The organism is Bacteroides sp. AM44-19 (genome assembly GCF_003603395.1).
Classification (GTDB): Bacteria; Bacteroidota; Bacteroidia; order Bacteroidales; family Bacteroidaceae; genus Bacteroides; species Bacteroides uniformis.
This window is the reverse complement of record NZ_QTNB01000008.1, coordinates 20882-45073: the sequence shown is the minus strand read 5'-3', so window position 1 is coordinate 45073 and position 24192 is coordinate 20882. Positions and strand designations below refer to the sequence as shown.

Sequence of the window (24192 nt, the reverse complement as noted above, 5' to 3'; positions counted from 1 at the left end):
CTCGTTAACCAACATTGCATAGCAAATGTATATCTGCACTAAACAAACTCTACAGACTCTGGTCTTGCTTTTCTTCATGCTGTTCTCAATCACAGCCCATGCAGACAAGCATATCCAGCGTTTTTCCAGCCTACAATTTGGTACAGAAGAGGGGTTGAACAGCCTACGGGTCTTTTCCATCGCAACAGACAAGTCAGGAGCTATATGGATGGGCACACTTGATGGAATCAACCGTTTCAACGGGCGCTCGATGAAAAGCTATAAATTAGGGACCAACCAAAGGTTTTCCGATGCCTCAGGAAGTACTACCATGTTAACCATAAGCCCCAACAATTCACTTTATGCTTATAATAACGTAGGACGGATTTACAGATATAACCTGCTTACCGATCAATTTGAGCTCTACCTTGATTTAGCCGAACATATTTATATGGGCCTGGTTCTCCATTACCTTTTTATTGACTCTCAGGAACAGTTGTGGATAGGGCTCAATAGCGGTCTCTACTGTTGTCTATTAGGTGAAACGCCCCAACTTATTGATTCCGACTGCCATGTGACCTATATCACAGAATTACCTCAAAGTATGGCCATAGGTACCACATGTGACTTACGTATCTATTCCAAGGATAGGAATTTATTACAAAAACTCTGCCCGGACACCTATGTACAAAGTCTCCTACCACTTCCAAACAAGGAGATATTATTAATAGGTACTTTCAACTGTGGAGTGAAAAGTATCAGTCTCAGTTCATGGCAAGAGCAGCCTGTCAAAAACGGTTCTCTCCCTCACACTCCTATCCGTTCCATGATAGAAATGACACCGTCCACCGTTTTATTGGGTTTTGATGGAGATGGAGTGTACACCTACAACTTATCCAGCGGCGAAGCGGAGCCACTCTTCACGCGCACCAACCGGATGCTTACTGCCATGGGAGTGTATTCCCTATGCCGAGATTGCGAAGACAATATATGGATAGGGACTTATACCGGCGGGGCATTTCTCATGATGCCCGAGGAAACCAGTACAACTTTACTGAGACATCGCAAAGGAGAAGAACCATCCTTAGCCGATGACAATGTAAATGCATTCTGCGAACAAAGCAACGGTGAATTGTGGATTGCCACCGATAATGGTATCAGCATATACAATCCCCCAAATAACCGATGCAGGCAGATACTTCCAGGCAATGTGGTATTAAGTATCTCCATCGATTCCCAGGATATCATCGCTGCAGGCACTTATGGCAATGGAGTCTTTCTTCTCAACAGCCAGGGAGAAATTTTACATCATTACTTAAGCACCAACAGCAGTTTGCCTTCCGACTACCTCTCTACAGTACAGTTTGATACAGACAGAGATTTATGGATAGGGACAATGGACAACCAGTTGTTGCAACTGGAGCACCCTACCCGGCAGTGGAAATCGTACAACGTAATTAAAGCACGTTGCATAGCACAAAAGGATGCACATACCATTGCTGTAGGCACAGTGGACGGGCTGGTACTGATAAACAAACAAACTGGGAAACAGGCACATATATTTAAGAGCACCGACAACAAAGGGGAGGATTTCAATGCTTTCATTCAATCCATAGCATTTATAGACGATGAACAAGCATGGCTGGGAAGTGATGGCGGAGGCCTTTATTTGTGCAATCTGCAAACTCTTGAAAAAAGGGCTTTCTCTACCGAGCAACGTCTGCCCTCCAATCGTGTAAGTGCCTTGCTCATCGACCACAGCAAGATGTTATGGATAACTACCGACCACGGACTGGCCTGCCTTCCCCCACAGCCGTCCATGCAGATATACAACCAAAACTTTGAGCATGTGATGTCGAGATTCTACAACCGTTCCGCCGCTATCCTATTGGCAGATGGACGTGTAGCACTGGGAAGCACCACCGGAGTACTGATTTTCAAACCCCACATTTCACTCACTTCCTATCAGGCCCCGTCTTTACAGCTCACCAACTTCCGGATAGACAATATAGACAGCAGAGAATCCACAGACATGCGTCCAGAGCTCATGCAAATGCTGGCAGATAGCACCATCACTTTATCATACCGACACAATTCATTCACAATAGGATTTGAATCAGTAAGTTTCCGTTATCAGGAAGACATTGCATACGAATACATGCTTGAAGGGTTTGACCGTGACTGGAACAAGTTGGAAAACAATGAGCAACTGCGCTACACGAATGTATCACCAGGCAAATACCAACTTTGCATACGGTCATACAGCCTCAACAGCGGGCTTATATTAAGCAACCGGACAACAAGCATCACCATCTGCCAGCCATGGTGGAACACTTGGTGGGCTTGGCTATTATATACCATAACCCTATGCGGTATTATAGGAGTGATTATCAAAAGCAAACAGCAACAGTTGGTGCGCCACTATATGAACGAAAAGATTGCCTTCTTCGTAAGCATAGCCCACGACATCCGTACCCCACTTACGCTTGTCAAAGCTCCTTTGGACGAATTGCGTCAGGATTCCACACTTCATGCAGACGCCATCCGGTCTATAGGGCTGGCACATTCCAATCTCAACAAGCTACTGGACATATTATCACAGCTACTTGATTTTGAACGAATAGACCATTCCAGTATGAACCCCAAAATGGAGGCTGTGCCACTAAAACAGAATATCGACAACCTCTTCACTATCTTTCAACCGCTCTGCCAGCAGCAACAGAAAACATTGCAGGCAAGCAGCATTAACTGCCAGTTGGGGGTGTGGGCCGACAGTAAATTACTGGACCGGATACTTACCAACCTTCTATCCAACGCTCTTAAATACACTCCTGCTGGAGGGAAAATCAGCATCGACGTGAAAGCCGAAGCTGACAAAGTACAGATTATCGTCAGCGATACAGGTATCGGCATCTCCCCCAAAGAACAAAAGAAACTGTTTACAAGTTTTTTCCGTGCCAGCAATGCCATCAGTTCCGGCACTCCGGGCATCGGCTTGGGACTATTACAAGCCAAGCGGTTTGCCACTTTACTGAAAGGGGACATCAAAGTCAACTCCATCGTAAACCAAGGTTCGGAGTTCATGCTCATACTCAACAAGGCTGCAGTCACAGCCTCTGCCGTGCCCACTACCACTCCAATCACGAAAGATTTCACTACCACCGAAAACACCACACTTTGTGACTCGGACAAGGATACATTGCTCATTGTAGAAGACAATGATGAACTCCGCCTCTATATGCGCCGTATATTTGAACCGGTTTACCGGGTCATAGACAAATCCAATGCGCAAGAAGCGCTGGAATATATGGAAACGCAATATCCCAGTTTAGTGTTATCTGATATAATGATGCCCGGTATGCCGGGTGACGAAATGTGCCACCGTATAAAAAGCACTCCTGCCACTTCAGGTATACCGGTCATACTACTTACCGCCAAGACCTTCAGGACATCCATCATAGAAGGATTGCAGAAAGGAGCCGATGACTACATAGCCAAACCTTTCGACATAGATATACTGAAAGCCAAAATTCAGGCACAAATAGAGAATCGCAGACGCCTGCGGCAATACTATACGCAAATTGCTCTGCAACATACCCTTTCAACAGACAAGACCATCAAGGAAATGCCTGTACAATCTGCCGTGCCCAATAATGCGGACAGTGCCTTTGTGGAAAAAGCAACCCAAATCGTGAAAGATAACATAAGCGATTTTGAATTCGACATTGACCGGCTCTGCCGGCACATGGCTATGTGCCGGACTCTCTTCCACGAACGGCTGAAAGCTCTTACCGGGCATACCCCGCAAGACTTCATCCGTATTATCCGCCTTGAGCAAGCTGCCGCCCTACTGCAACAAGGAATACCGGTGACCGATGTTTCCATACAAACGGGATTTGTAAACTCCAAATATTTCAGCACCTTATTCAAGAAATATTTCGGTGTCCAACCCAGCCGATACACCGGGCAAAGAATGAATATAGGCTGATTTGTAGGATTTCAAACCTCTATATGCAGGATTTCAAACTATACATAACCCCATTGCCACTACCTTTGTCGCCATAAACCTATAAAACTGATTTTATGAGCACAAAATTCATCTGCTTGAAGAATGTAATGGCAATACTATTGTCCATAAACATTTTGTCCTGTTCCAGCTCCAATTCCTCCATAGAGGAGTTGCCCTATCTCACCGTGAAAAGTGTATCCCCTCAGAATCTCGCAGCTGCCGGTGGCGAAATAACCATCCGTGTTTCATCCTATCCCATCGCAACAGCCCAATCCGATGCCGGGTGGATAACACTGAAATCAAATACTTCTTCCGATAGCCTTACGTCATTTACATTTACAGCAAAAGCCAATAAAGGGAATGCCCGTGAAGCCGGCATAACTATCACGGCCGGTGAAAAAGAAACCATCATCATCATCACCCAGGCTGCAAATAATGAACAAGAGAGCAAACCTGCCATAGACGAGAATCTCCCTGCTGTAAAAGTGGCAAAGGAGTTGGGGCTCGGATGGAATCTGGGTAACCAGCTTGATGCCCATGTAAACGAAATAGCCGACGAAACCTCATGGGGCAACGGCAAAGTTACACAAGAAACACTCTTGAAAGTAAAACAAGCCGGATTTACATCAGTCCGCATCCCCGTTACCTGGTTGGGAAAAGTAGGCGAGGCCCCACACTATCACATCGACACGGACTGGATGAACCGCGTGGCAGAAGTAGTGGAATATGCTGAAAAAGCCGGACTGAAAGCCATTATCAACATCCATCATGACGGACACCGCCACATCCACGAAGACGGTTTTGACGAGCATCGCTGGCTTGACATCGTAGGAGCAGCACAAAACAAGGACATGAATACCGCTATCAAAGAGCAACTCAAATCCATGTGGACACAAATAGCCCAACGTTTCGAGAACAAAGGCGAGTTCCTCATTTTTGAAGGCCTCAATGAAATCCATGACGGAAGATGGGGCTCTGGCACCAATACCACCGACGGAGGCAAACAATATGCCATACTCAACGAATGGCAACAAGTTTTTGTAGATGCCGTCCGTGCCACCGGCGGCAACAATGCAACCCGCTACTTGGGTATCAGCGGCTATTGCACAAGCCCTAATCTTACTATAAAACACTTGCAGCTCCCGACAGACCCGGCACAAGACCGTCTGTTAATATCAGTACACTACTACGACCCTGCCACCTTCGCATTGGAAGATAAATTTGCAGAGTGGGGACACACCGGCGCCCCCAGTAAAAAAGAGAGCTGGGGAGACGAAGAGCATCTTAAGAAAGTCTTTGCAGCATTAAGAACCGCTTACGTAGAAAAAGGGATTCCCGTATACATTGGAGAAATGGGGTGCGTACACCGCAACAACAACCGTTCTGAAGCATTCCGCAAATACTACCTGGAATATGTATGCAAAGCTGCACGCACCAATGGCATGGCCGTATTCTATTGGGACAACGGCAATGCCGGCGCCGGACGGGAATGTTCCGGGCTGATGAATCACACCACAGGAACTTATGTCAACAATGGAAAGGATGTGATAGATGTCATGACCAAAGGGTATTTCTCCAATGACCCTTCATATACATTAGAAAGCCTATACAATAACGCTCCACAATGAAAGTTCGACAATCTCTCACTTAGCAACAAAAGGGGGAAACCGGGTAGCACCCTTTCCGCGTTATAGCCTCCTCTGAATATCCTCGTTACTGTTCCGCTGACCCTTGCTACGTATATCACCACCGAAAGTATAGGATACACCGATATGGAAACTGGTAAAGGCAAACTGATTGTCGGCAATTATCTTCAGCCTGTTGGACATGGTTTCCAATTTGGAATGGCTGACAAACAAATTGTTGACATTCAGGCTGAGGCTGAGCTTATTGTCCAACAACCGGTAAAGCATACCTGCACTGATACTGTAAGTGGGGCTCATCAGATAGATGCCCTGATACTGACGGGAAGAATAGGAACCGGACAACGTAGCCAGAAGAGTCTTCTTTTCATTGAAGAAGAAAGTGTTGCGCAGACTGGCGTCATAAGCCCACCCTTTCTCCTCGGGAGAGGTGGTGGCAGCGCTGGAGGTGGTCCGGCGATAGCTCACTCCATGCTGGGCGTAAGCTTGCAGCCATTTGGTACGGAAAGTGTACGAATTGTTAAGCCCGAAAGCATGCGTCTGCATGAAATTCTCCCAGAGAAAAGAGGTCACATTCGTTTCGGCATCCAAGTCCACAACCTGGAAGAATACATCGTCCGAATAAGAATAATAGGCAGAAACATTGAAGTTATTCTTCAACGTATATCCCAGCTCGACATTGTAAGTATAACTAGGTTTCAAGTCTTCACGACCACAAGCGTAAGTGTACTTGTTCTGATAGAACGGAAAAGGATTGACCATATTCTGTGACGGACGGGAGATGCGGTTGGAGAAACTGAAGTTCAGCGCATGCCCGTCAGTAGGCGAATAAAGCAGATAGACAGTAGGGAATAAGCGCGTATAGTCGTGCTTGTCCTCCGTATCCTTCGCTTCGGAAATACCGGTAGTGCGGGTGTGCTCCATACGCAAGCCCAACTGCATGGAAAAACGTTCGGAAAATTCACGGCTATAATCAGCATATAAGGCATAGATTTGCTCCTTGTAACGGAAATAATCATCCTGCACCAGCGTAGGGTCCGACGTATCGTAATTGATACCGTTGCGAGTGTTGGTAAAGGAGACCTTGGCACCTGCCGTTATCTTGTACTTTTCAAAAGGAAGGATGAAATCAAGAGCGGAGGAGACTACATCTACCTTGCGATGTTGCAGATAGTTGTAATCGAAGTTTGTGCCCGGAATCTCCGTACCGTCAGGCAGGAGGGTTTTCGAGAGAAAGCCCATATTTTCGTCCCGGTTGTCACGCAGGTAATCCACATCCCAAGTCATTTTCTTGCCTTTGTCATCCCAGACCTTATCGGTATGAAAATTCAGATTGAGGCGGTCGGAACTGGTATCCTTGTCACTGTTGGAGTACAGCAAAGAATCCAATACGGCGGTAGAGGCATCGTAAACTTCCGTCCATGAAAGGGCGTTGCCCGGTTTGGGAGCACTGTGATTATAGATGGCCTGCATACCTACAGTCCAGTCCCGTTCCAACGATACGTCCACACCTCCCTGAAGGTAGAAGCTATTCATGTAATTGGTGTAGTCGGCACGGCTGTTCCAGGTGTTCTGCGGAAAATAGCGGTAATTCTTCTCACACGTCTCATAGTTGCCCTGCGTAGTACCCCCGTTGAGGAAGGATGACACGCGCCCCTTGCTGAGATTCAGGCTTACCCCGCCATATCCGTAATTGTCCTTTTCACCAGCGCTGTAGGAAGCGGAAGCCGTACCACCCACGTAATCTTTGGGACGTGACTTCAAGCGGATATTGATGATGCCTGCATTTCCGGCGGCATCGTACTTGGACGGAGGCGTGGTAATCACCTCCACCTTCAGTATCTGGGAGGCGTCATAGGAACGGAGGTAATCTATCAGTTCATCTCCCGACAGCTTCGTCTCACGGTCGTTGATATAAACCTTGATACCCCCTTTACCTATAATACCAATACTGTTTTGTCCAACCTGCAGACCGGGCACTTCACGCAGAAGGTCGAGTGCACTGCCTCCGGCAGAGGCTATGGTATTATGTGCATCGAACACTACCCTATCCACCAGACGCTTGATAACGGGACGCGCGGCCGTAACGGTCACTTCGTCCAGCAAGGCGGAAGAAGATTTCAATGTCAATTCGCCAACGTTTTTGTTTCCTTGCAGCACAACGGGAACGTAGAGGTCTTCGCTGCCGATAAGGGTAATATGCAACAAGTATTCTCCCAGTGGCTGGTCAAAGGAAAAACAACCTTGTGTGTCGGTCAGCATACCGGTAATATAGGTACTGTCTTTTGCCTGCTTCAGCAGCACATTCGCCACCTCTACCGGTTGGCGGTTCTCGTCCTGCACACAACCGGAAAGCCGGTAAGTCTGGGCGGAAAGGAAAGTGGCCATACTTGCCAAGGCCATCCATACCATCACTCTTTTTCTAACGTTGTTCAGTAGATTTTCTTTCATTATGCGTTTGATTTCAATGTTTTACTCTTTGTATTTCGCTGAAACAAAGATAGGGGTAAAACATGCCTCAAACGGTCTATATCGGGGAATAAAAAGTCTATACCCCAAGACTACAAATCACTACATATCAACACTTTAATTTTACAAAAGTCTATATTATGCCTTTTCCGGTCTATATGCTGCCTATAAACTCTACAATGCCTTCCTTCTCCCCCATCCCCAGTTTCTTGCGGATATTCGTCTTTCGCTGGTAAATGGTAGGAATGCTTTGTTGTGTCACCACACTAATCTCCTTCGTCGAGAAGTCCGCACAGAGCAGGCAGCAAAGCTGCTTTTCTTTGTCAATGAGCACATCTCCAAAACGGCTGTCCATCTTTGTGTAGAAATTATCATACATCCGGTCTATGATAGGGTACAAGTCCTCCCATACCAGCAAACTCTCTACCGGCAGTTCATGGCTGGTAATACCCGAAATGCGGCGAAGCAGCTCCTGATTCTGCGAGGTAGGTTGTTTAGCCACCAGCCGTATCATGCCTAATTGCTGCAACAGTATTTTCCGGAAAAACTGTCCGTCTTCCTCCTTCGACTGGTTCTTGGTCGCATCTTCCAACAGCCGGGTCAGTGTTTCCGCCCGTTCTTCCGCTTCAATCAACCGGTTACGCCGGTTACGGACATAAAGGGACACACCGCCACCTGCAAGCACCAGTACCAACAGTGCCAGCAACAAATTCAACTGTGCCTGCTTCCGTTCCACCGTCAGAATCAAGTTGGCTTGCGAAAGCGTCTCCTTCGACTCGTCCTTACGCCGGACGGTACTCTGCAGCGCAGCAAGAGCATTGGCAACAGAATCATTATAGCGCGCCACGTCCAGCACATCAAACGTACGGTGACGTGTATAATCTATCAATGCCCTATATACTGCCACCATATTCTCTTCCGTCAGAAACCGGTTCCGGCCCTCGCCACGTTTCCTCTCCTTATTCAAATAGTATTCCGCCGAATCAAGCAGCCCTTCTTTCAAGAACACTTCCACTTTCACCAGATCTCCCATACGCAACTGCACCGGATCGATGACATACTGCTCCATACGACGAATAGTAGCTATCGCACCGGAAGGTTCATCAAAAAGGTAAGCCTGCATCTGGGCATAGTTACGCAAATAATGCACTATCTTACTGGTATCTCCTGCCTGCACAGCCAGTTCTATGCTACGCTCCATGTAGTAAGGTGCAGAATCATTCTTGTTCAGCCCCAGGGCAATTCCCATAGAGAAGAAGCTTTCGGCTCTTGCATCCAAGGCTATGGCAGTACGGAAAGTTTCTATCGCTTTCTCATAATCTTTCCAGACATACACATACCAGTATGCCTTATCAATCAGCATATCAGCCATTCTTCCCGTGTCCTGCAGCGCCTTGGCCAAAGCTACGCCGCTGTCAATGGCAGCTATACACCGTTCGTGCTCTTTCAGCCAATACCAGTACCAGGCTTTCAACTGATAGGAAAACAGATTCTTCGCCGTGTCGTTGCGGAAGACGTAATAATCGGAAGCAGGCAATATCAAGGAATCTTCCGCCATCGAGTTGTGCCGCTTATAGTGCACATAAGCATTCAGCCATCCATACAACAGCCTCTCCTCATCCGAAAGTTGCGATGGCCTCTCTATCTGTACCAGCAAGGCATACACGCTGTCCACATTCATATTCACCTGCTTTTCTGCCAGATGTAACAGATGTGCCTCATTCATCTGCCGGCAGGCAACAAGGCACAGCAACGCAAACAATAGTCCAAGGAAAGGTAATCTATTCATAATATAGGAGATATAGTTTTTTCTATCATTTGTCTGCAACCGCAGTTTCCAGTTGCTTCAGCGCCTGCTCCAACACCGAACGCGGGCAGCCGATATTCAGCCGCATAAATCCCTTGCCCGGTTCACCGAACATGGTACCGTCATTCAGCGCCAGGTGTGCCTGGTCTACAAATAATCTCACCAGTTCCTCCTGAGTCAGCCCCAATCCCCGGCAGTCCAGATAAATCAGGTAAGAAGCTTGCGGACGTATCATGCCGATGCCCGGAATATGCTCGCGCAGGTAGTTCTCCGTGAAATCGATATTGCCCTTTATATAGTCCAGCAGCTGTTCCAACCATTCCTCACCATGCATATAGGCAGCAGCCGCACCGATATAGGCCAACATGTGCCCTTCGCTGAACTCGCCCGCTTCCATGAACTCCTGAAAACGGTGGCGGATGTCCTCATTGAGGATAATGGCGTACGAACTTCCCAATCCCGGCATATTGAATGTTTTGCTGGGTGCCATGAAGGTGAGGGAATTCTGCGCGGCAGCCCCCGAAACAGTAGCAAAAGGATGGTGTTTGTAAGGTGGCAGAGTCAAGTCGGCATGAATTTCATCGGAGATGACAAACGTATGGCTTTCCGTACAAATATCAGCAATCCGGCGTAATTCGTCCATCGTCCATACACGCCCGCCCGGGTTATGGGGATTGCAGAGAATCAATACTTTGCATCCTTGTATATCCTTACGGAAACGCTCAAAGTCAATCTGATACTGTCCGTCTTTCAGGTCGAGCGGAGAGTAAACCACTTCGCGCTTCATGCGTTGCGTCACCAGGAAGAAGGGATGATAAACGGGAGTCATCACCATTACCCGGTCGCCGGGATTGGTGAAGCATTGCAATGCGAAGGCTTGACCGCGGACAATGCCGGGTACAAAAGTCAGCATCTCGCGAGTGACGTCCCAACCGTGGCGACGACTGAGCCAGCTACAAATGGAAGTATACCATTCCTCACACGCAGACGTATAGCCCAGCACTTCATGTTCAAGACGCTTCCGCAAGGCTTCCATCACAAACGGGGGCGTGCGGAAATCCATATCCGCCACCCACATGGGGAGGAGGTCATCGCGTCCCCATACACTCTTCACACCGTCCCATTTCACGGAGTCGGTACCACGGCGCTCTATTACTTCATCAAAATTGTAAGTCATTTGCTTGTCTTTTTATTGTAGTTTCACTAATTCAACGCATCAATTTGTCTTGTTTTTATACCGCCCGAAAGAGAATTTACAACTATCTGATTATCAACATGTATAAATACATCCTATTTCTGTCGTATACTGAGCCCTATTCAGTCGTATACTGAAATAGGTTCAGTATACGACTGAATAGGGCTCAGTATACAATCCATTACCGCCACCTTATTTTTGTAAATAATAATCATATCGGGAAAAATATAAATACCGCCACATCCCACACTGCATGAGACAAGATAATAGCGGCAAAGCGGTTCGGAAAGAAACGGTAAAGCGCCCCCCATGCCGCCCCCACCACCAGAGCCGCCATGACCAGCATGAAGTTACAGGAACCGGCATGCACCAGTGCATAAATCAAAGTAGCCACCACAAAACCCGCATTCGGATTCCAGCGTTTGGAAAGCGTGCGTTGCACATAGCCGCGCCAGAAAATCTCTTCCGCCGGCCCTATCAGCAACAGCAGCAATGCTGCCAGCAGCCAAGGAGACTCTCCCTCTTTCATCCCATAAATGGAGTCCACCTGCGGACGGGCAAAATCGAACATCCAAGATGACACCTTGTCTCCCAACCAGAAAACGCCCCACAAAGCAACAGCAATGCCAATTCCCAGCAAGACATTCGGCAAGCTCCACTTCACCTCCCGCCACCAGCCGGGATTGAACAAAGTGGCAAACACGGACAGTGTGAGCGCAGAACCGGTCATCATCCACCAGAAATTCACGAAAGGAGCCGTCCAAGGCGAAAACATGACCGTCCACAGCACGGCAGCCAGCAGAATGGTAAAAATCAGCTTCTTCATGACAGCAGACCGGCTACAACGAACGACAACGTGAACAGCAGACTGAACAACAACTGGAGTTTTGCAGTCATCTCATCCAGACCGGCTATGGCACTTTCTCCCTTTCCGGGAAAACGGGACACCACCCGTACATTGCCTATGGCAGGAACCAGTGCCGACATCACCAGCAGGGTCCATAAAGGAAGAGTTCCCGCAGCTATCAAGCCGGCTATCCAGCCAAAAGGAAAAAGGACTTCGGCACAATAAACGTACATCGACGCCTTTCCTCCCAGCTTCATGGCCAGTGTCTGAATCTCGGCACGGGCATCGGTACGCATATCCCGTGTATTATTGGCATGCAGAATGGCCACCGTAATCAGTCCCACCGGCAGAGCTATCCACAAGACATTCCAGTCAACTACTCCCGTAGCCACATAGCAGGTGCCCAACGTCGGCAGCAAGGCATACGCCAAAAAGATGACGACATCGCCCAACGCACGATACTTGAGCGGCGGATAAAGCAACGAGCAAGCCGCGCCGCCTATACCGATGTACAGCAACGGCAACCCCGTACGCCACAGCAGGCCGACACCCGCAACAAGGGCAACTGCCAGCAATGCCATCGACAAGCCATATATCTCGCGCGGAGCAAACATCCCGTCGGTCAAGGTCTTGGCGCCAAAGGTATCCCTTGCATCGACCTTATGCTTATAGTCAAAATAATCGCTCCAGGTATTCCCGGCAGCGTGAAACACGACGATGTTCAGCAATGCCCAGATGCCGTTCACCCAGTTTATGTCCTGCCGCATCCAATACAGATATGCCAACGTCACCACCACCGGCATCGAAGAGGCGGGGAATGACCACGGACGCACCGCTATCATCCAATCTTTCAAAGAATGTTTCTTCATTTGTTATTTATCATTTATTTGTGCGCAAAAGTACGAAATATCTTCGCTTTTTTAAGTAATTTCGCGCACAAGATAAAAGAACCCCTTATGATAAAAGCTCTGTTTTTTGACATCGACGGAACCTTGGTCAGCTTCAAGACCCACGAAATTCCCGTTTCCACTATTGAAGCGTTGACTGCCGCCAAGGCCAAAGGCATACATATCTTCATTTCTACCGGACGTCCACGCGTCATCATCAACAACTTGTCTGCCTTGCAGGAACGGAATCTGATAGACGGCTACATCACGATGAACGGCGCCTATTGCTTTGTAGAAGACACCGTTATCTACAAAAGCCCCATACCGACAGCGGAAGTGGATGCCTTGACAGCTTTCTGCCACGAACGCAACATCCCATGCATCCTGGTGGGAGAGCACGACATCTGCGTGAACCAGCCCGGCGAAGTAGTGGAGGAAATCTTCCACCGCCAACTCAAAGTGGACCCCATCGAAGCAAAGCCCTATACCGACAGCCATGCCGACAAAGCCTTCTTCCAGCTGACTCCCTTTATCAACGCCGAGGAAGAAGCAATCATCCTGCCCGCCGTCCCCCACTGCGAGATGGGCCGCTGGCATCCCGCCTTCGTAGACGTGACAGCCAAAGGAAACACCAAGCAGAACGGTATCGACCAGATTATCCGCCACTTCGGCATCAAGCTGGAAGAAACCATGGCCTTCGGCGACGGAGGAAATGACATCAGCATGTTGCGCCATGCCGGTATCGGTGTAGCCATGGGCAATGCCAATGATGACGTGAAAGCTGCCAGTAACTACACAACCACTTCTGTTGATGAAGACGGTATCGCCAACGCCCTGAAATATTTCGGCATAGTCGGGAATCCATCATAAATCTGAAATCTTTTGAGCTTCGTTCCCGATACCCAAAACAAAGAGTTTCAAGACGCCTTGAACCTCATCCAGTATACCCGTCAGTCCGTATTCCTGACGGGCAAAGCAGGTACGGGCAAATCGACCTTCCTGAAGTACATCTGCGCGAATACAAAGAAAAAGCACGTGGTGCTTGCACCGACCGGCATAGCCGCCATCAATGCCGGAGGCAGTACCCTGCACAGCTTCTTCAAACTGCCCTTCTACCCCCTGCTGCCCGACGACCCGAACTTCAGTCTGCAACGGGGACGCATCCACGAATTTTTCAAATACACCAAACCCCACCGCAAACTGCTGGAAGAGCTGGAATTGGTCATCATCGACGAGATTTCCATGGTACGCGCCGACATCATCGACGCCGTAGACCGCATCCTGCGCGTCTATTCCCGCAACCTGCGCGAACCCTTCGGTGGCAAACAGATATTATTGGTGGGCGATGTGTTCCAGTTGGAACCCGTCGTCAAAGGAGATGAACGGGAGATACTGAACCGATTCTACCCTACCCCTTATTTCTTCTCTGCCAGGGTATTCGGCCAGATAGACCTTGTCTCCATCGAACTGCAGAAAGTATACCGGCAAACAGACAGCAAGTTCATCCATGTGCTGGATCACATCCGCAACAATACCGTCGGCTCTACCGAACTTCAGCTGCTCAACACCCGCTATGGCACCCAAATAGAGCAATCGGAAGCCGACATGTACATCACCCTCGCCACCCGCCGTGATAATGTGGACTACATCAACGACAAGAAACTGGCGGAACTTCCCGGTGACCCGGTCACCTTCTACGGCGAAATCATGGGAGACTTTCCCGAAAGCAGCCTCCCCACCTCGCAGGAACTGGTACTGAAACCGGGCGCACAAATCATCTTCATCAAGAATGACTTCGACCGCCGCTGGGTGAACGGCACCATCGGCGTCATCAGCGGCTTCGACCCTATTGAAGAGACCCTCTACGTCATCACCGACGACGGCAAGGAATGTGACGTCAAACGAGAGTCGTGGCGAAACATCCGCTACAAATACAACGAAGAAAAGAAACAGATTGAAGAGGAAGAGCTGGGTACCTTTACACAATATCCCGTGCGCCTGGCATGGGCCATCACCGTCCACAAGAGCCAAGGGCTGACCTTCAGCCGGGTAGTCATCGACTTTACCGGCGGCGTGTTTGCCGGTGGGCAGGCATACGTAGCCCTCAGCCGCTGCACCTCGCTGGAAGGCATCCAGCTGAAAAAGCCCATCAGCCGTGCCGATGTATTCGTGCGTCCGGAGATTGTCAGTTTCTCCGAACGCTTCAACAACCGCACCGCCATCGACCGTGCCTTGAAGCAAGCACAGGCAGACGTTCAATACGTTGCCGCCGCCAAAGCCTTCGACAAAGGGGATTTCGGCACTTTCCTGGATGAGTTTTTCAAAGCCATCCATTCCCGCTACGACATCGAGAAGCCCAACGTGCAGCGCCTCATCCGCCGGAAGCTGAACATCATCAACCGTCTGAAAGAGGAAAACCGTGCACTGAAACAAGCAGCATTGGAGAAAGAGAAAGCCCTTGTAAAGTATGCCCGCGAATACATCCTTATGGGTGACGAATGCCTGAAGCATGACATGAAGGAGGCAGCCATGAAAAACTATGAGAAAGCCGTCACCCTCTGTCCCAAATTCAAAGAGGCCTGGAAGAAGATAAAGAAACTGGAGAAAGAGATGCTAAAAAGGTGAATCGCTTGTTTATAAGCCGATTATTATCTATTTTTGCATGTAATATAAAACTCAAATCCATTTCTGCCATGCTTCTGAAACTTTATGAAAAAAATAACAATCCCGCCGACCTGCAGCAGGTGGTCGACCTACTGAATGACGGAGGTATCCTTATCTACCCTACCGACACCATGTATGCCATCGGCTGCCACGGACTGAAGGAGCGCGCCATCGAGCGCATCTGCCGTCTTAAAAATATCGACCCCAAGAAGAACAATCTTTCCATCATCTGCTACGACTTGAGCAAGGTCAGCGAATATGCCAAAGTGGACAACAGCACCTTCAAGTTGATGAAGCGTAATCTGCCCGGAGCTTTCACCTTCATTCTGAACGGCACCACCCGCCTGCCCAAGATATTCCGTAACCGTAAGGAGGTCGGCATCCGTATGCCGGACAATTCCATCATTCAGGAAATAGCCCGCCTGCTGGATGCTCCCATCATGACAACTACATTGCCGCATGATGACAATGAGGACATTGAATACTGCACAGACCCGGAACTGATTGACGAGAAATTCGGTGATATTGTCGATTTGGTAATAGACGGCGGTATCGGCGGTACGGAAGGCTCTACCGTAGTGGATTGCACCAATGGGGAGCCGGAAATCATACGCCAGGGGTTAGGCTGGCTGGACGAAGGATAAAATCTGACTTTTAAGCATCTTACCAACAAACCTTTTCTGCCACTTCAATGTTTTTAATTAAAACATTGAATCTCATGAGCACAAAAGAGCAATATTGGAAATATTCGCTGATAGCTATCATTATCGGGCTGGGAATCATTCTTTTCAGACAAATAGCCCCATTCATGGGCGGTCTGCTGGGAGCCTTGACTATCTATATCCTGGTGAGAAAGCAGATGATGTATCTTTCCGACAAGCGGAAAATGAAGCGCAGCATAGCTGCCACCCTCATTACGGCAGAGGCCATTCTCTGCTTTCTGGTTCCGCTTGGGCTGGTGGTATGGCTGGCTGTGGTCAATCTTCAAAACATCAATCTGGACCCGCAAGCCATTATAGCTCCTTTCGAAGAAGCGGCCAACATCATTAAAGCCAAAACCGGCTACTATATCTTGGGGAAAGACACGGTGGCATACGTCATTTCAATTCTTCCCCGCATCGGGCAAGCCATCATGGGAGGTATCAGCAGTTTTGCCGTCAACATCTTCGTACTGGTCTTTGTACTCTACTTCATGCTGATAGGGGGCAAAAAGATGGAACAGTACGTCAACGACCTACTACCGTTCAACGATGACAATACACAAAACGTCATCCACGAAATCAACATGATTGTCCGCTCCAATGCCATCGGCATCCCCTTACTCGCCGTCATACAAGGAGGAGTAGCCATGATAGGCTACTGGATTTTCGGTGCTCCCAACATCTTGTTCGCCGGTTTCCTGACCTGCTTCGCCAGCATCATCCCAATGGTAGGAACAGCGCTGGTATGGTTTCCGATAGCTGTCTACATGGCATTGATAGGCAACTGGGTTCAAGCTATCGGCCTGGCTATCTATGGCGGTGCAGTCATTTCACAGCTCGACAACCTGATACGCTTCATCATCCAGAAGAAAATGGCAGACATTCATCCGCTTATCACTGTCTTCGGAGTTGTAATCGGCTTGTCCCTTTTCGGATTCATGGGTGTCATCTTCGGGCCACTGCTCTTGTCACTATTCTTTCTGTTCGTGGATATGTTTAAAAGAGGGTATTTGGATGCAAGGGGGAAGACGACGGAATAAGTACTTAATAAAGCATGACCATAATAGGGTTACCTTCCTCTTCTACTCCCATTCTCCGTTGATTATCATCACTGAGTTCATCCGGTTGTAACAAAGCAAAAAAATGTCCATCCGAAGTGACTCCCCTGATTTGGATATGCTGATTATTCATTTTATCAAATAAGCTATCACCCTTTTGGCAAACAACAGTTTTCTTTTCCTTATGGTAAAATCCACAATATGACTGACTTTCTTCTAAATATAAGCTTGTATGAAAATGGAAATAGATGTACTCTGCATTCTCCAGAATATAGTCTATGGCTATTTTTTTATCACATCCTTCTACATCCAATTGCTGCTGCTCATTCCAGTGCCACTCACCCAGTTCAAAAACCAGATATGGAGTAAGTCCCTGCTCTGAAATAGTATAGATAGTATCATTAAAAGCTTGTTTCACTCGGATGGCATCCTTAGATTTCCATAACGAAGGGCTATTGATTGCCGTATAATATTTCCGGTCACCAACAAATTCTGCCATTGCCAAGTCACCTCCATAAGCAACATTGCCCCCCAACAAATTTGAAACCGACAAAACCTCATCCATGGGAAGCAGGGCTGAATTCCATGTAGCAATACCGGTCAATGACATCGTATTTCTATCCATATAAAAGACTGATGGCGTCTCCGGAGAGAGTTTCATTTTATTATGTCCCCAAATTCTGTCCGCATCCATCAAATAGTAATTTTGGGACAGAATACAATTGACTGTATCTTGCAATCGAATTCTATCCTTATATTTCCCATCAAATCCATATAGTAGGAAATCATTATTCCATCCCAATAGATAAACGGTTCTCCGAACCGTATCAGCCCAAAAGCTCACTTTCCCCCATGAATCCTTTGCATATCCTTCCGGATCAGTACCTACGTGTCCAATATCCCGAATATACTTCCCGTTAGTACGGTCAAAAAGCTTCAGATTCTGATGGACAGAAGATACCAATATCGCACTATCCATAATTATGCACTCCGGATATTTTCCTATAATAGCCTGCTCATTAGTCTCCAAAGGAATATAACTTATGCTGGAAAACAAATTTTGTACAGATTGTCCTTCTGACAATCTACTCATTGCTTCCGCAACATTAATTACATTGCCATCAATCTGCTTTTCGGAACACGAAGTTACAACCAACATCAATAATAAAAAGAATTTCCACATATATCTCATACCATTTCTATTCATTACTCTGAAAGTAGTAAAATATCACTTATCATCATTAATTACATTATTTAATCGATTCCGGCTCCATCACAAGGCGAAAACCTCCATACTCGTCACTATAATTCTCAATGTCGTAATCAATGTACGACACCCGACACCCCTTTGCTGTTCCTCCCCAACTTCCACCTCGCAATATTCGGCGGAAAAAAAGATAAGTACCCTCAAAAGGCCATCCCGGATGGATAGACTTACCACCTTGCTTGTATTCTTTAGTGTACAAATCACCGCACCACTCCCAAACATTGCCACTCATATCATACAATCCCAATTCATTGCTTTTTTTCAGACCTACCGGACGGGTAGTTCCAGCTTCTCCATATTGTCCGCCAGAGGAATTCCCAACATACCAAGCCACCTCACTTACCTGATTGCTGCCACTGTATTTATAGTGCTTACTTTTGTGTCCACCACGCGCTGCGTATTCCCATTCGGCCTCAGTCGGAAGACGAAATGTTTTACCGGTCATAGCATTTAATCTACCGATAAACTCCTGCGCATTTTTCCAGCTTACATTTTCCATCGGGCAATCTCCGCATCCCCCATTAAACGGCAAAATGGAATCAGTATCCATAACCGCCCTCCACAGCCTTTGAGTAACTTCATATTTTCCTATGTAAAAATCAGATACCGACTCCTTACGTGCTGGTTTCTCGTTATCCTCACAGTCACATCCCTGCTCATCTGTACATCCCATCATAAATGTACCTCCTTTCACAAAAACCATCTCAATAGAATCCCCATTCACAACAACTACAAGTTGCTGAATAGGAGTTTCATTCGACTGACATCGAATAAAAACAGTTATAAGACATATTGCCAAAACAACAGTCAATGCTTTAACTCTTCTTTTCATACTTTCATTAAGAACATTCTCTTCCTTAGTATTTCATACTATATATACGAATAGCACAAACATACTAAAAACAAATGAATTACGAACTATTCATAGATATATTTTTCACACTTCATGGGAAAACAGTTTCATCTTTATATCAACTTCTTAATAAAGAACAGCTATTATGGGGTTACCTTCTTCTTCAACTCCCATTCTCTGTTGATTATCATCGCTAAGTTCATCCGGTTGTAATAAAGCAAAAAAACATCCATCCGAACTAACTCCCCGAATTTGAATATGCTGATTGTTCTCTTTATCAAACAAGTTATCACCTTCTTGGCATACAACTGTTTTCTTGCGAATAAATATAAATCACTTCTTATATATGCAAGAATCATTTATGCTTACTTCAACAATACGATTACTATTTGACCCAAATAAATGTTCATTTTGAATATACAACTCTATTTCATGGCCTGGCAAATAATTCTGAAACCATTCATAATTTATTTCACTTTCCATACCTCTATTTATATAATAAAAAGAATCATTCTCCAACTCTATTACAATATCATTATGCTCTGTAGCAGATACACTTCTAACAATTCCTCTTTGCAGACTTATGTTATTTGATATAGACACGAATCTAAATATTAAAAATAGAGCTATAAAAGCCATCAAGACATACACTACAATTTTTTTTTCATACGTAAATAATTATTATGCTTCTTACTAAAAAGAAGCGTTATACAATCTTTTCTTTAGCTAAAAACGAACAAGTTTCACCCGACTTCATATCCTGATTACGACTCCAGACCATCATAAAATTCTGCATCCTCAAATCCATAGCCTACCAAAGCCTCATTATAACCTTTCATTGCAATAAAGCCTCGCTTCTTCAAACATATTCGTCCAAAAACATCACGTTTACAAAGAGTACTGATATAGAATATATTTTCTTCATTCTCAAACTTCTTCATCACGAACTCTGCAAAGCCTTTCCCCAGATAATTATCTGCATCCAGATTACATACCGACTCGCTAACCTAAAAACCATATTCCCACTATGACTTCGTCGATAATAAGCCGGTTCATGCAAGTGATGCAAAATGAGATTTGTTTCATAGTGTTATATATTCATTATCAAATCAATGAACAGTAAATCTACCGAATGCATAAGCCCCATCCGCGCCCTTTATCTCAAGTAAAAAATCACCACCTAAACCTTGCTGTAACTGTACTTTTCTTAATATAGGAGAGTCTATATTCTCAGCAGAGGAGTAAACAACATTCCCATTCTGAGAAATTGCAATTTCCACTTCACCTATCGATTGATAGAATTCCAAATCAATGGAATGGTCATCATTCAAAAATGCTAAAAAAGGAGTAGCTGAAGGAATAGAACGATGAGCATTCCCCGGACCACCCGGTAAATCAAAATCCTCATCCATGACGATTTCTACTCTCGAAGGAAAAGTAACTGAATCTGCACTTACTACATTTACTACAAGAAAGTAGTATAAACTTAACAAAATAAAAAATGATTTCATAGTATCTTTAGTTTTGAATGTTACAAAGATAGCCATTCAATCACTTCTTAGAGAAAATACGAGTGGACAACACAAGACAAGTCAATACTCTATACACCAATAAGATGACAGTAAAAACATTTCTAAATTAGTGGACGAAAATCAAGCGATTATTCTAGTAAAGAGCTACAAATTCTTCCAATTTATCATTTGTATCCAAACTTAAGATTCCCCTCAACCTCCGTTTCTTCGTAAAAATGGAATTCATCTCACAGTCAAAAGTGAACATCAATTCACTGGAAGTGAAACCGACTTTAAGCAAAGCCAACAACATCAAGTTGCCACTAGTTAATTTAAAATCTTTCTTTAACCGAGAAATAAAATTACCATATATTAAATCTATATATTCAAGGAGTTGTTCTTTCTCCTGGTTGGTCATATTCTTCACAATCAGCTTTTCCTTCTTCAATTGTTCCAAGAGATAAACGCCATTTACACATACATTTTCACTTATTTTTTTATTCTCACTCTCCAATAGCAAAATCTTTTGGTTCAATTTAGCAATCTTCTCTCTATTTGTTTCTGCCATCTCACCTGCCCTTTGTTTCAACACATCAAGTTCATAAACATATCGTTTAATCATGCACTCATTTTCTTCTATTATTTGCATATTCTTCCGGAACAGTCCTTCATATCTCTTTCTCAAAAGAAAATACAAAACAATGCATAGCAGTATAATAAACAAGACTACTGCTATCCAAAAATAAAGCTGTATTTGCTTTTCACGTTCAACCTGTTGCTTTTCTAAAAGAAGTTTTCCTCTTTCATATTTACGTTGCAAAGTCAAAATTTGAGATGTTTGTTTAGCATCCCGTTCAATGACTAACAACGAATCAGACTTTTCTTTGAAATAGAGAGCCATTGCATACTTTTTCTGTTTCTTTTCCAACAGATACAAATAGTGATATGCACCCGCCAGAGTACGAGGATTTTCAGAATTCAAAGCTAAAGCGAAACATCTTCCAGCCTCATCCAACTTATTTAGATTCAAATAAATATTCCCCAATGACATTGAACAGTGATGCATAGAATGCCTATCTTGTTCAGTCTCTACCGCAGTTTTCAACAGGGCTATTGCATCTCCCAAATCCCCTTCATTTCTTTTGGCAATCCCTTTTACTTGTAATAAAGAAGGGATTACCCGTTCAAAACTGATACATCCTTTCTTTTTCTCACACAAGGACAAAGCACGATTAATGTAATTATAAACACTGTCATATTTCTGTTCTACATAATAAATACGAGCAATATCCCGATAAACATATATAACTCCTAAAGTATCAACAGCCTTTTGAAAACAATACGCTGAACTTTGATAATTGTCGAGAGCATCTTTATATAGCTTTCTGTCCGTATTCAAAACACCGATATATTCATGTACAAATCCCTGCAACTTATATTCTTCCGTCTTCTCCAATTTAGCCAAAGCGCTCAAATAAGCTTGTATAGCCAATGTATCATTATCTTGCAAAGCTGCCACTTTACCATAATAAAACAATGCCTTTCCTGCTTTTACACCATCATCCTTATAATAATCTACCGCAATTTTTATCAACGAATCCGACTGCAAACTATCCAGATAGTTTTTATCACGTGCTTGCGTTAGCAGCAATGCATAGTCCGCCCGCTACTTCCCACGAAGCTCCTCCGGATGAGGAATTTGCTCCAACAGCAGCAATGCACTGTCAGGATATACATCCATATACCTCTCTACCTTATCAAAAACATTGGATACGTTCTTCTCTACGCAAGAACCTAACAGTACACAAACGGACAAAAGCCCAAGATATAACAGTTTTTTCATATGAACATGTTCTTTACCAGATTATCATTGCGTATACACAGAATCCTTTTGGAGATAAATATTCACACCAGCCAACGGCAATCCTTTTTCCCCATCAGTCACAATGCCATTTGTCTGCGCATTAGAAACAACTGCACAGCAGAATGTTATGAACAGTACTATACATCGCTTCATAATCCATGTATATATAATTAAACTTTGGATGAGAATAAGCTTTTTTACGGCCTCTCCCTTCAAAGATACAAAAAACCGCTTCAACAATGTACAAAAACAAGATAAATGTGACAAACAAAACAAATAGCTCAGAGCTTGTTTCCCCTTACATAGGCTTCCTTTCCATTTTCTGTACGGAGTTATCAGCGCCTATCGGCCGTGATGCGCTCTGCCAACGGCCGTCAACCACTCGACTAACGACCGTCAACAAGGTGCTTCATAACCGTTGAACACCTATTATACTCATAGTTTCCCCATACTGTGCACCTATCTTATTCCTATTATGAGCCCAGCTGCAGTCTATCGGTAAACGGTCTTTTACGAAGTTAATACCGTGTTTACACGAAACGCATATCGTGTAAACAAGATATTTGCAAAATGCTGTACATTCTATTAATACACTAACAAACAAGATATTAACTTACTTTTCGGCGTATTTCCGCTGTGGAAGCAAAAGTTGCTTCCACCTTTTTGAGTTGCTTCCACAGCACTTGTAATGCCGATGAATAAAGGGATGCAGGAAGTAGGTGGAAGTGTGGAAGCAGAAATGATAAAACTAAGCAGAGATAATTTTCCCTTAAAAGCAATAAAACTCCAGAATCTGCTGGAGCAAAGCATCCTGCTTTCCCAGACCTTTTTCCAACTCCACACTTTTCAGGTTATAGAGTTGTGCCAGCAAAGCTGACGACTGCTTCTCGCAAAGACGGGAATCATGTACCTGCTCCATCCAGCAGACGGTCTCTCCCCAAACATCTACCGAAAGATGTGACAAGACTTCTGTCGGGGCTCCCCCCTTCTCCACCTTACGGAAGATTTCGACCAAAGCACACAACAAGCTGGACATTATCTGTTTACAACGGGAATGGGAACGGGATTCCCGGTTTCTGAAACGTAGCAGGAAATAGTACCCCAGCCATAAATAAACGGTGGTGACTTCTGCATGGATTTTCTCTATCCTCTTCCAATGCGCAACCAAGGCAGCATCAATTTCTTCCAGAATCGCATCCGTATCATCTTCTATGTAGTATTTCTGCGCAAGACACTCTATCACGCACCCCCATTTCGCCATATCCACACACTCTTGCGTACGCCCCATCCATACATGGGCTTCCTCCAATATCCGGAATGCCTTTTCTCCACATTCTGGAGCATCATAAAACCGATACTGACGAAACAACAGAAGAGACTGACATAATAACTCATCCAAAGAGTACTCCGCACTTTCCATATTTAAAATTCAAGTATC

The 24192-nt window shown here is 45.4% G+C and carries 18 protein-coding genes; 6 read left to right on the top strand and 12 right to left on the bottom strand.

Translation table 11 applies throughout. The features are described from left to right. The first annotated feature begins 25 nt into the window (after positions 1-25). The gene (locus DW947_RS13100) at positions 26-3967 is read left to right on the top strand and encodes an ATP-binding protein (RefSeq protein ID WP_098032540.1); all 3942 of its coding nucleotides are present in this window, start codon (positions 26-28) and stop codon (positions 3965-3967) included. 95 nt (positions 3968-4062) lie between these two features. Further along, entirely contained in the window at positions 4063-5616 is a 1554-nt protein-coding gene (locus tag DW947_RS13095) for a cellulase family glycosylhydrolase (RefSeq protein WP_117866234.1), read from the top strand. Positions 5617-5676: 60 nt separating this feature from the next. Here the strand turns inward: DW947_RS13095 and DW947_RS13090 are convergent, their stop codons facing one another. The 5 genes from DW947_RS13090 to DW947_RS13070 form a co-directional block, all read right to left on the bottom strand. After that, complete coding sequence (locus tag DW947_RS13090; RefSeq protein ID WP_117866233.1) at positions 5677-8082, bottom strand: TonB-dependent receptor domain-containing protein; 2406 nt, start codon at positions 8080-8082, stop codon at positions 5677-5679. 172 nt (positions 8083-8254) lie between these two features. Continuing rightward, on the bottom strand, positions 8255-9889 hold the full coding sequence (locus tag DW947_RS13085) for a hypothetical protein (protein WP_117866232.1): 1635 nt from the start codon (positions 9887-9889) through the stop codon (positions 8255-8257). A 25-nt stretch (positions 9890-9914) separates the two neighbouring features. Next, complete coding sequence (locus DW947_RS13080) at positions 9915-11084, bottom strand: MalY/PatB family protein (RefSeq protein WP_117866231.1); 1170 nt, start codon at positions 11082-11084, stop codon at positions 9915-9917. A gap of 229 nt (positions 11085-11313) precedes the next feature. Next, the gene (locus DW947_RS13075) at positions 11314-11928 is read right to left on the bottom strand and encodes a CPBP family intramembrane glutamic endopeptidase (protein ID WP_005823820.1); all 615 of its coding nucleotides are present in this window, start codon (positions 11926-11928) and stop codon (positions 11314-11316) included. Next, the gene (locus tag DW947_RS13070; RefSeq protein ID WP_117866230.1) at positions 11925-12818 is read right to left on the bottom strand and encodes a prenyltransferase; all 894 of its coding nucleotides are present in this window, start codon (positions 12816-12818) and stop codon (positions 11925-11927) included. The genes DW947_RS13075 and DW947_RS13070 overlap by 4 nt, the downstream gene beginning before the upstream one ends. A gap of 87 nt (positions 12819-12905) precedes the next feature. On the opposite strand from DW947_RS13070, the gene DW947_RS13065 reads away from it, so the two are divergent. From DW947_RS13065 to DW947_RS13050, 4 genes are all read left to right on the top strand, one after another. Next, on the top strand, positions 12906-13706 hold the full coding sequence (locus tag DW947_RS13065) for a Cof-type HAD-IIB family hydrolase (RefSeq protein WP_016272569.1): 801 nt from the start codon (positions 12906-12908) through the stop codon (positions 13704-13706). Between the two features lie 12 nt (positions 13707-13718). Next, positions 13719-15461 (top strand): ATP-dependent RecD-like DNA helicase, encoded by a 1743-nt coding sequence (locus DW947_RS13060; RefSeq protein WP_009037121.1) that lies wholly within the window; start codon positions 13719-13721, stop codon positions 15459-15461. A 68-nt stretch (positions 15462-15529) separates the two neighbouring features. Continuing rightward, positions 15530-16144 (top strand): L-threonylcarbamoyladenylate synthase, encoded by a 615-nt coding sequence (locus DW947_RS13055; protein ID WP_005823828.1) that lies wholly within the window; start codon positions 15530-15532, stop codon positions 16142-16144. Positions 16145-16218: 74 nt separating this feature from the next. Continuing rightward, positions 16219-17241: an AI-2E family transporter gene (locus tag DW947_RS13050; RefSeq protein WP_005823830.1), complete on the top strand. Its 1023-nt coding sequence runs from the start codon at positions 16219-16221 to the stop codon at positions 17239-17241. A gap of 4 nt (positions 17242-17245) precedes the next feature. On the opposite strand, the gene DW947_RS13045 is transcribed toward DW947_RS13050, so the two are convergent. From DW947_RS13045 to DW947_RS13000, 7 genes are all read right to left on the bottom strand, one after another. Next, positions 17246-18442 (bottom strand): 6-bladed beta-propeller, encoded by a 1197-nt coding sequence (locus DW947_RS13045; RefSeq protein WP_009037123.1) that lies wholly within the window; start codon positions 18440-18442, stop codon positions 17246-17248. 67 nt (positions 18443-18509) lie between these two features. Beyond that, the gene (locus DW947_RS13040; protein ID WP_117962643.1) at positions 18510-19358 is read right to left on the bottom strand and encodes a formylglycine-generating enzyme family protein; all 849 of its coding nucleotides are present in this window, start codon (positions 19356-19358) and stop codon (positions 18510-18512) included. A gap of 785 nt (positions 19359-20143) precedes the next feature. Continuing rightward, positions 20144-20320 (bottom strand): galactosyltransferase-related protein, encoded by a 177-nt coding sequence (locus DW947_RS13025; protein WP_227224186.1) that lies wholly within the window; start codon positions 20318-20320, stop codon positions 20144-20146. Between the two features lie 168 nt (positions 20321-20488). Beyond that, positions 20489-20926 (bottom strand): DUF3244 domain-containing protein, encoded by a 438-nt coding sequence (locus DW947_RS13020; protein WP_016272561.1) that lies wholly within the window; start codon positions 20924-20926, stop codon positions 20489-20491. Between the two features lie 118 nt (positions 20927-21044). Then, positions 21045-22484: a hypothetical protein gene (locus tag DW947_RS13015; protein WP_229076145.1), complete on the bottom strand. Its 1440-nt coding sequence runs from the start codon at positions 22482-22484 to the stop codon at positions 21045-21047. Between the two features lie 72 nt (positions 22485-22556). Next, the gene (locus tag DW947_RS21845; protein WP_016272559.1) at positions 22557-22733 is read right to left on the bottom strand and encodes a hypothetical protein; all 177 of its coding nucleotides are present in this window, start codon (positions 22731-22733) and stop codon (positions 22557-22559) included. A 790-nt stretch (positions 22734-23523) separates the two neighbouring features. Then, the gene (locus tag DW947_RS13000; protein WP_008665573.1) at positions 23524-24174 is read right to left on the bottom strand and encodes a hypothetical protein; all 651 of its coding nucleotides are present in this window, start codon (positions 24172-24174) and stop codon (positions 23524-23526) included. Positions 24175-24192 lie beyond the last annotated feature (18 nt).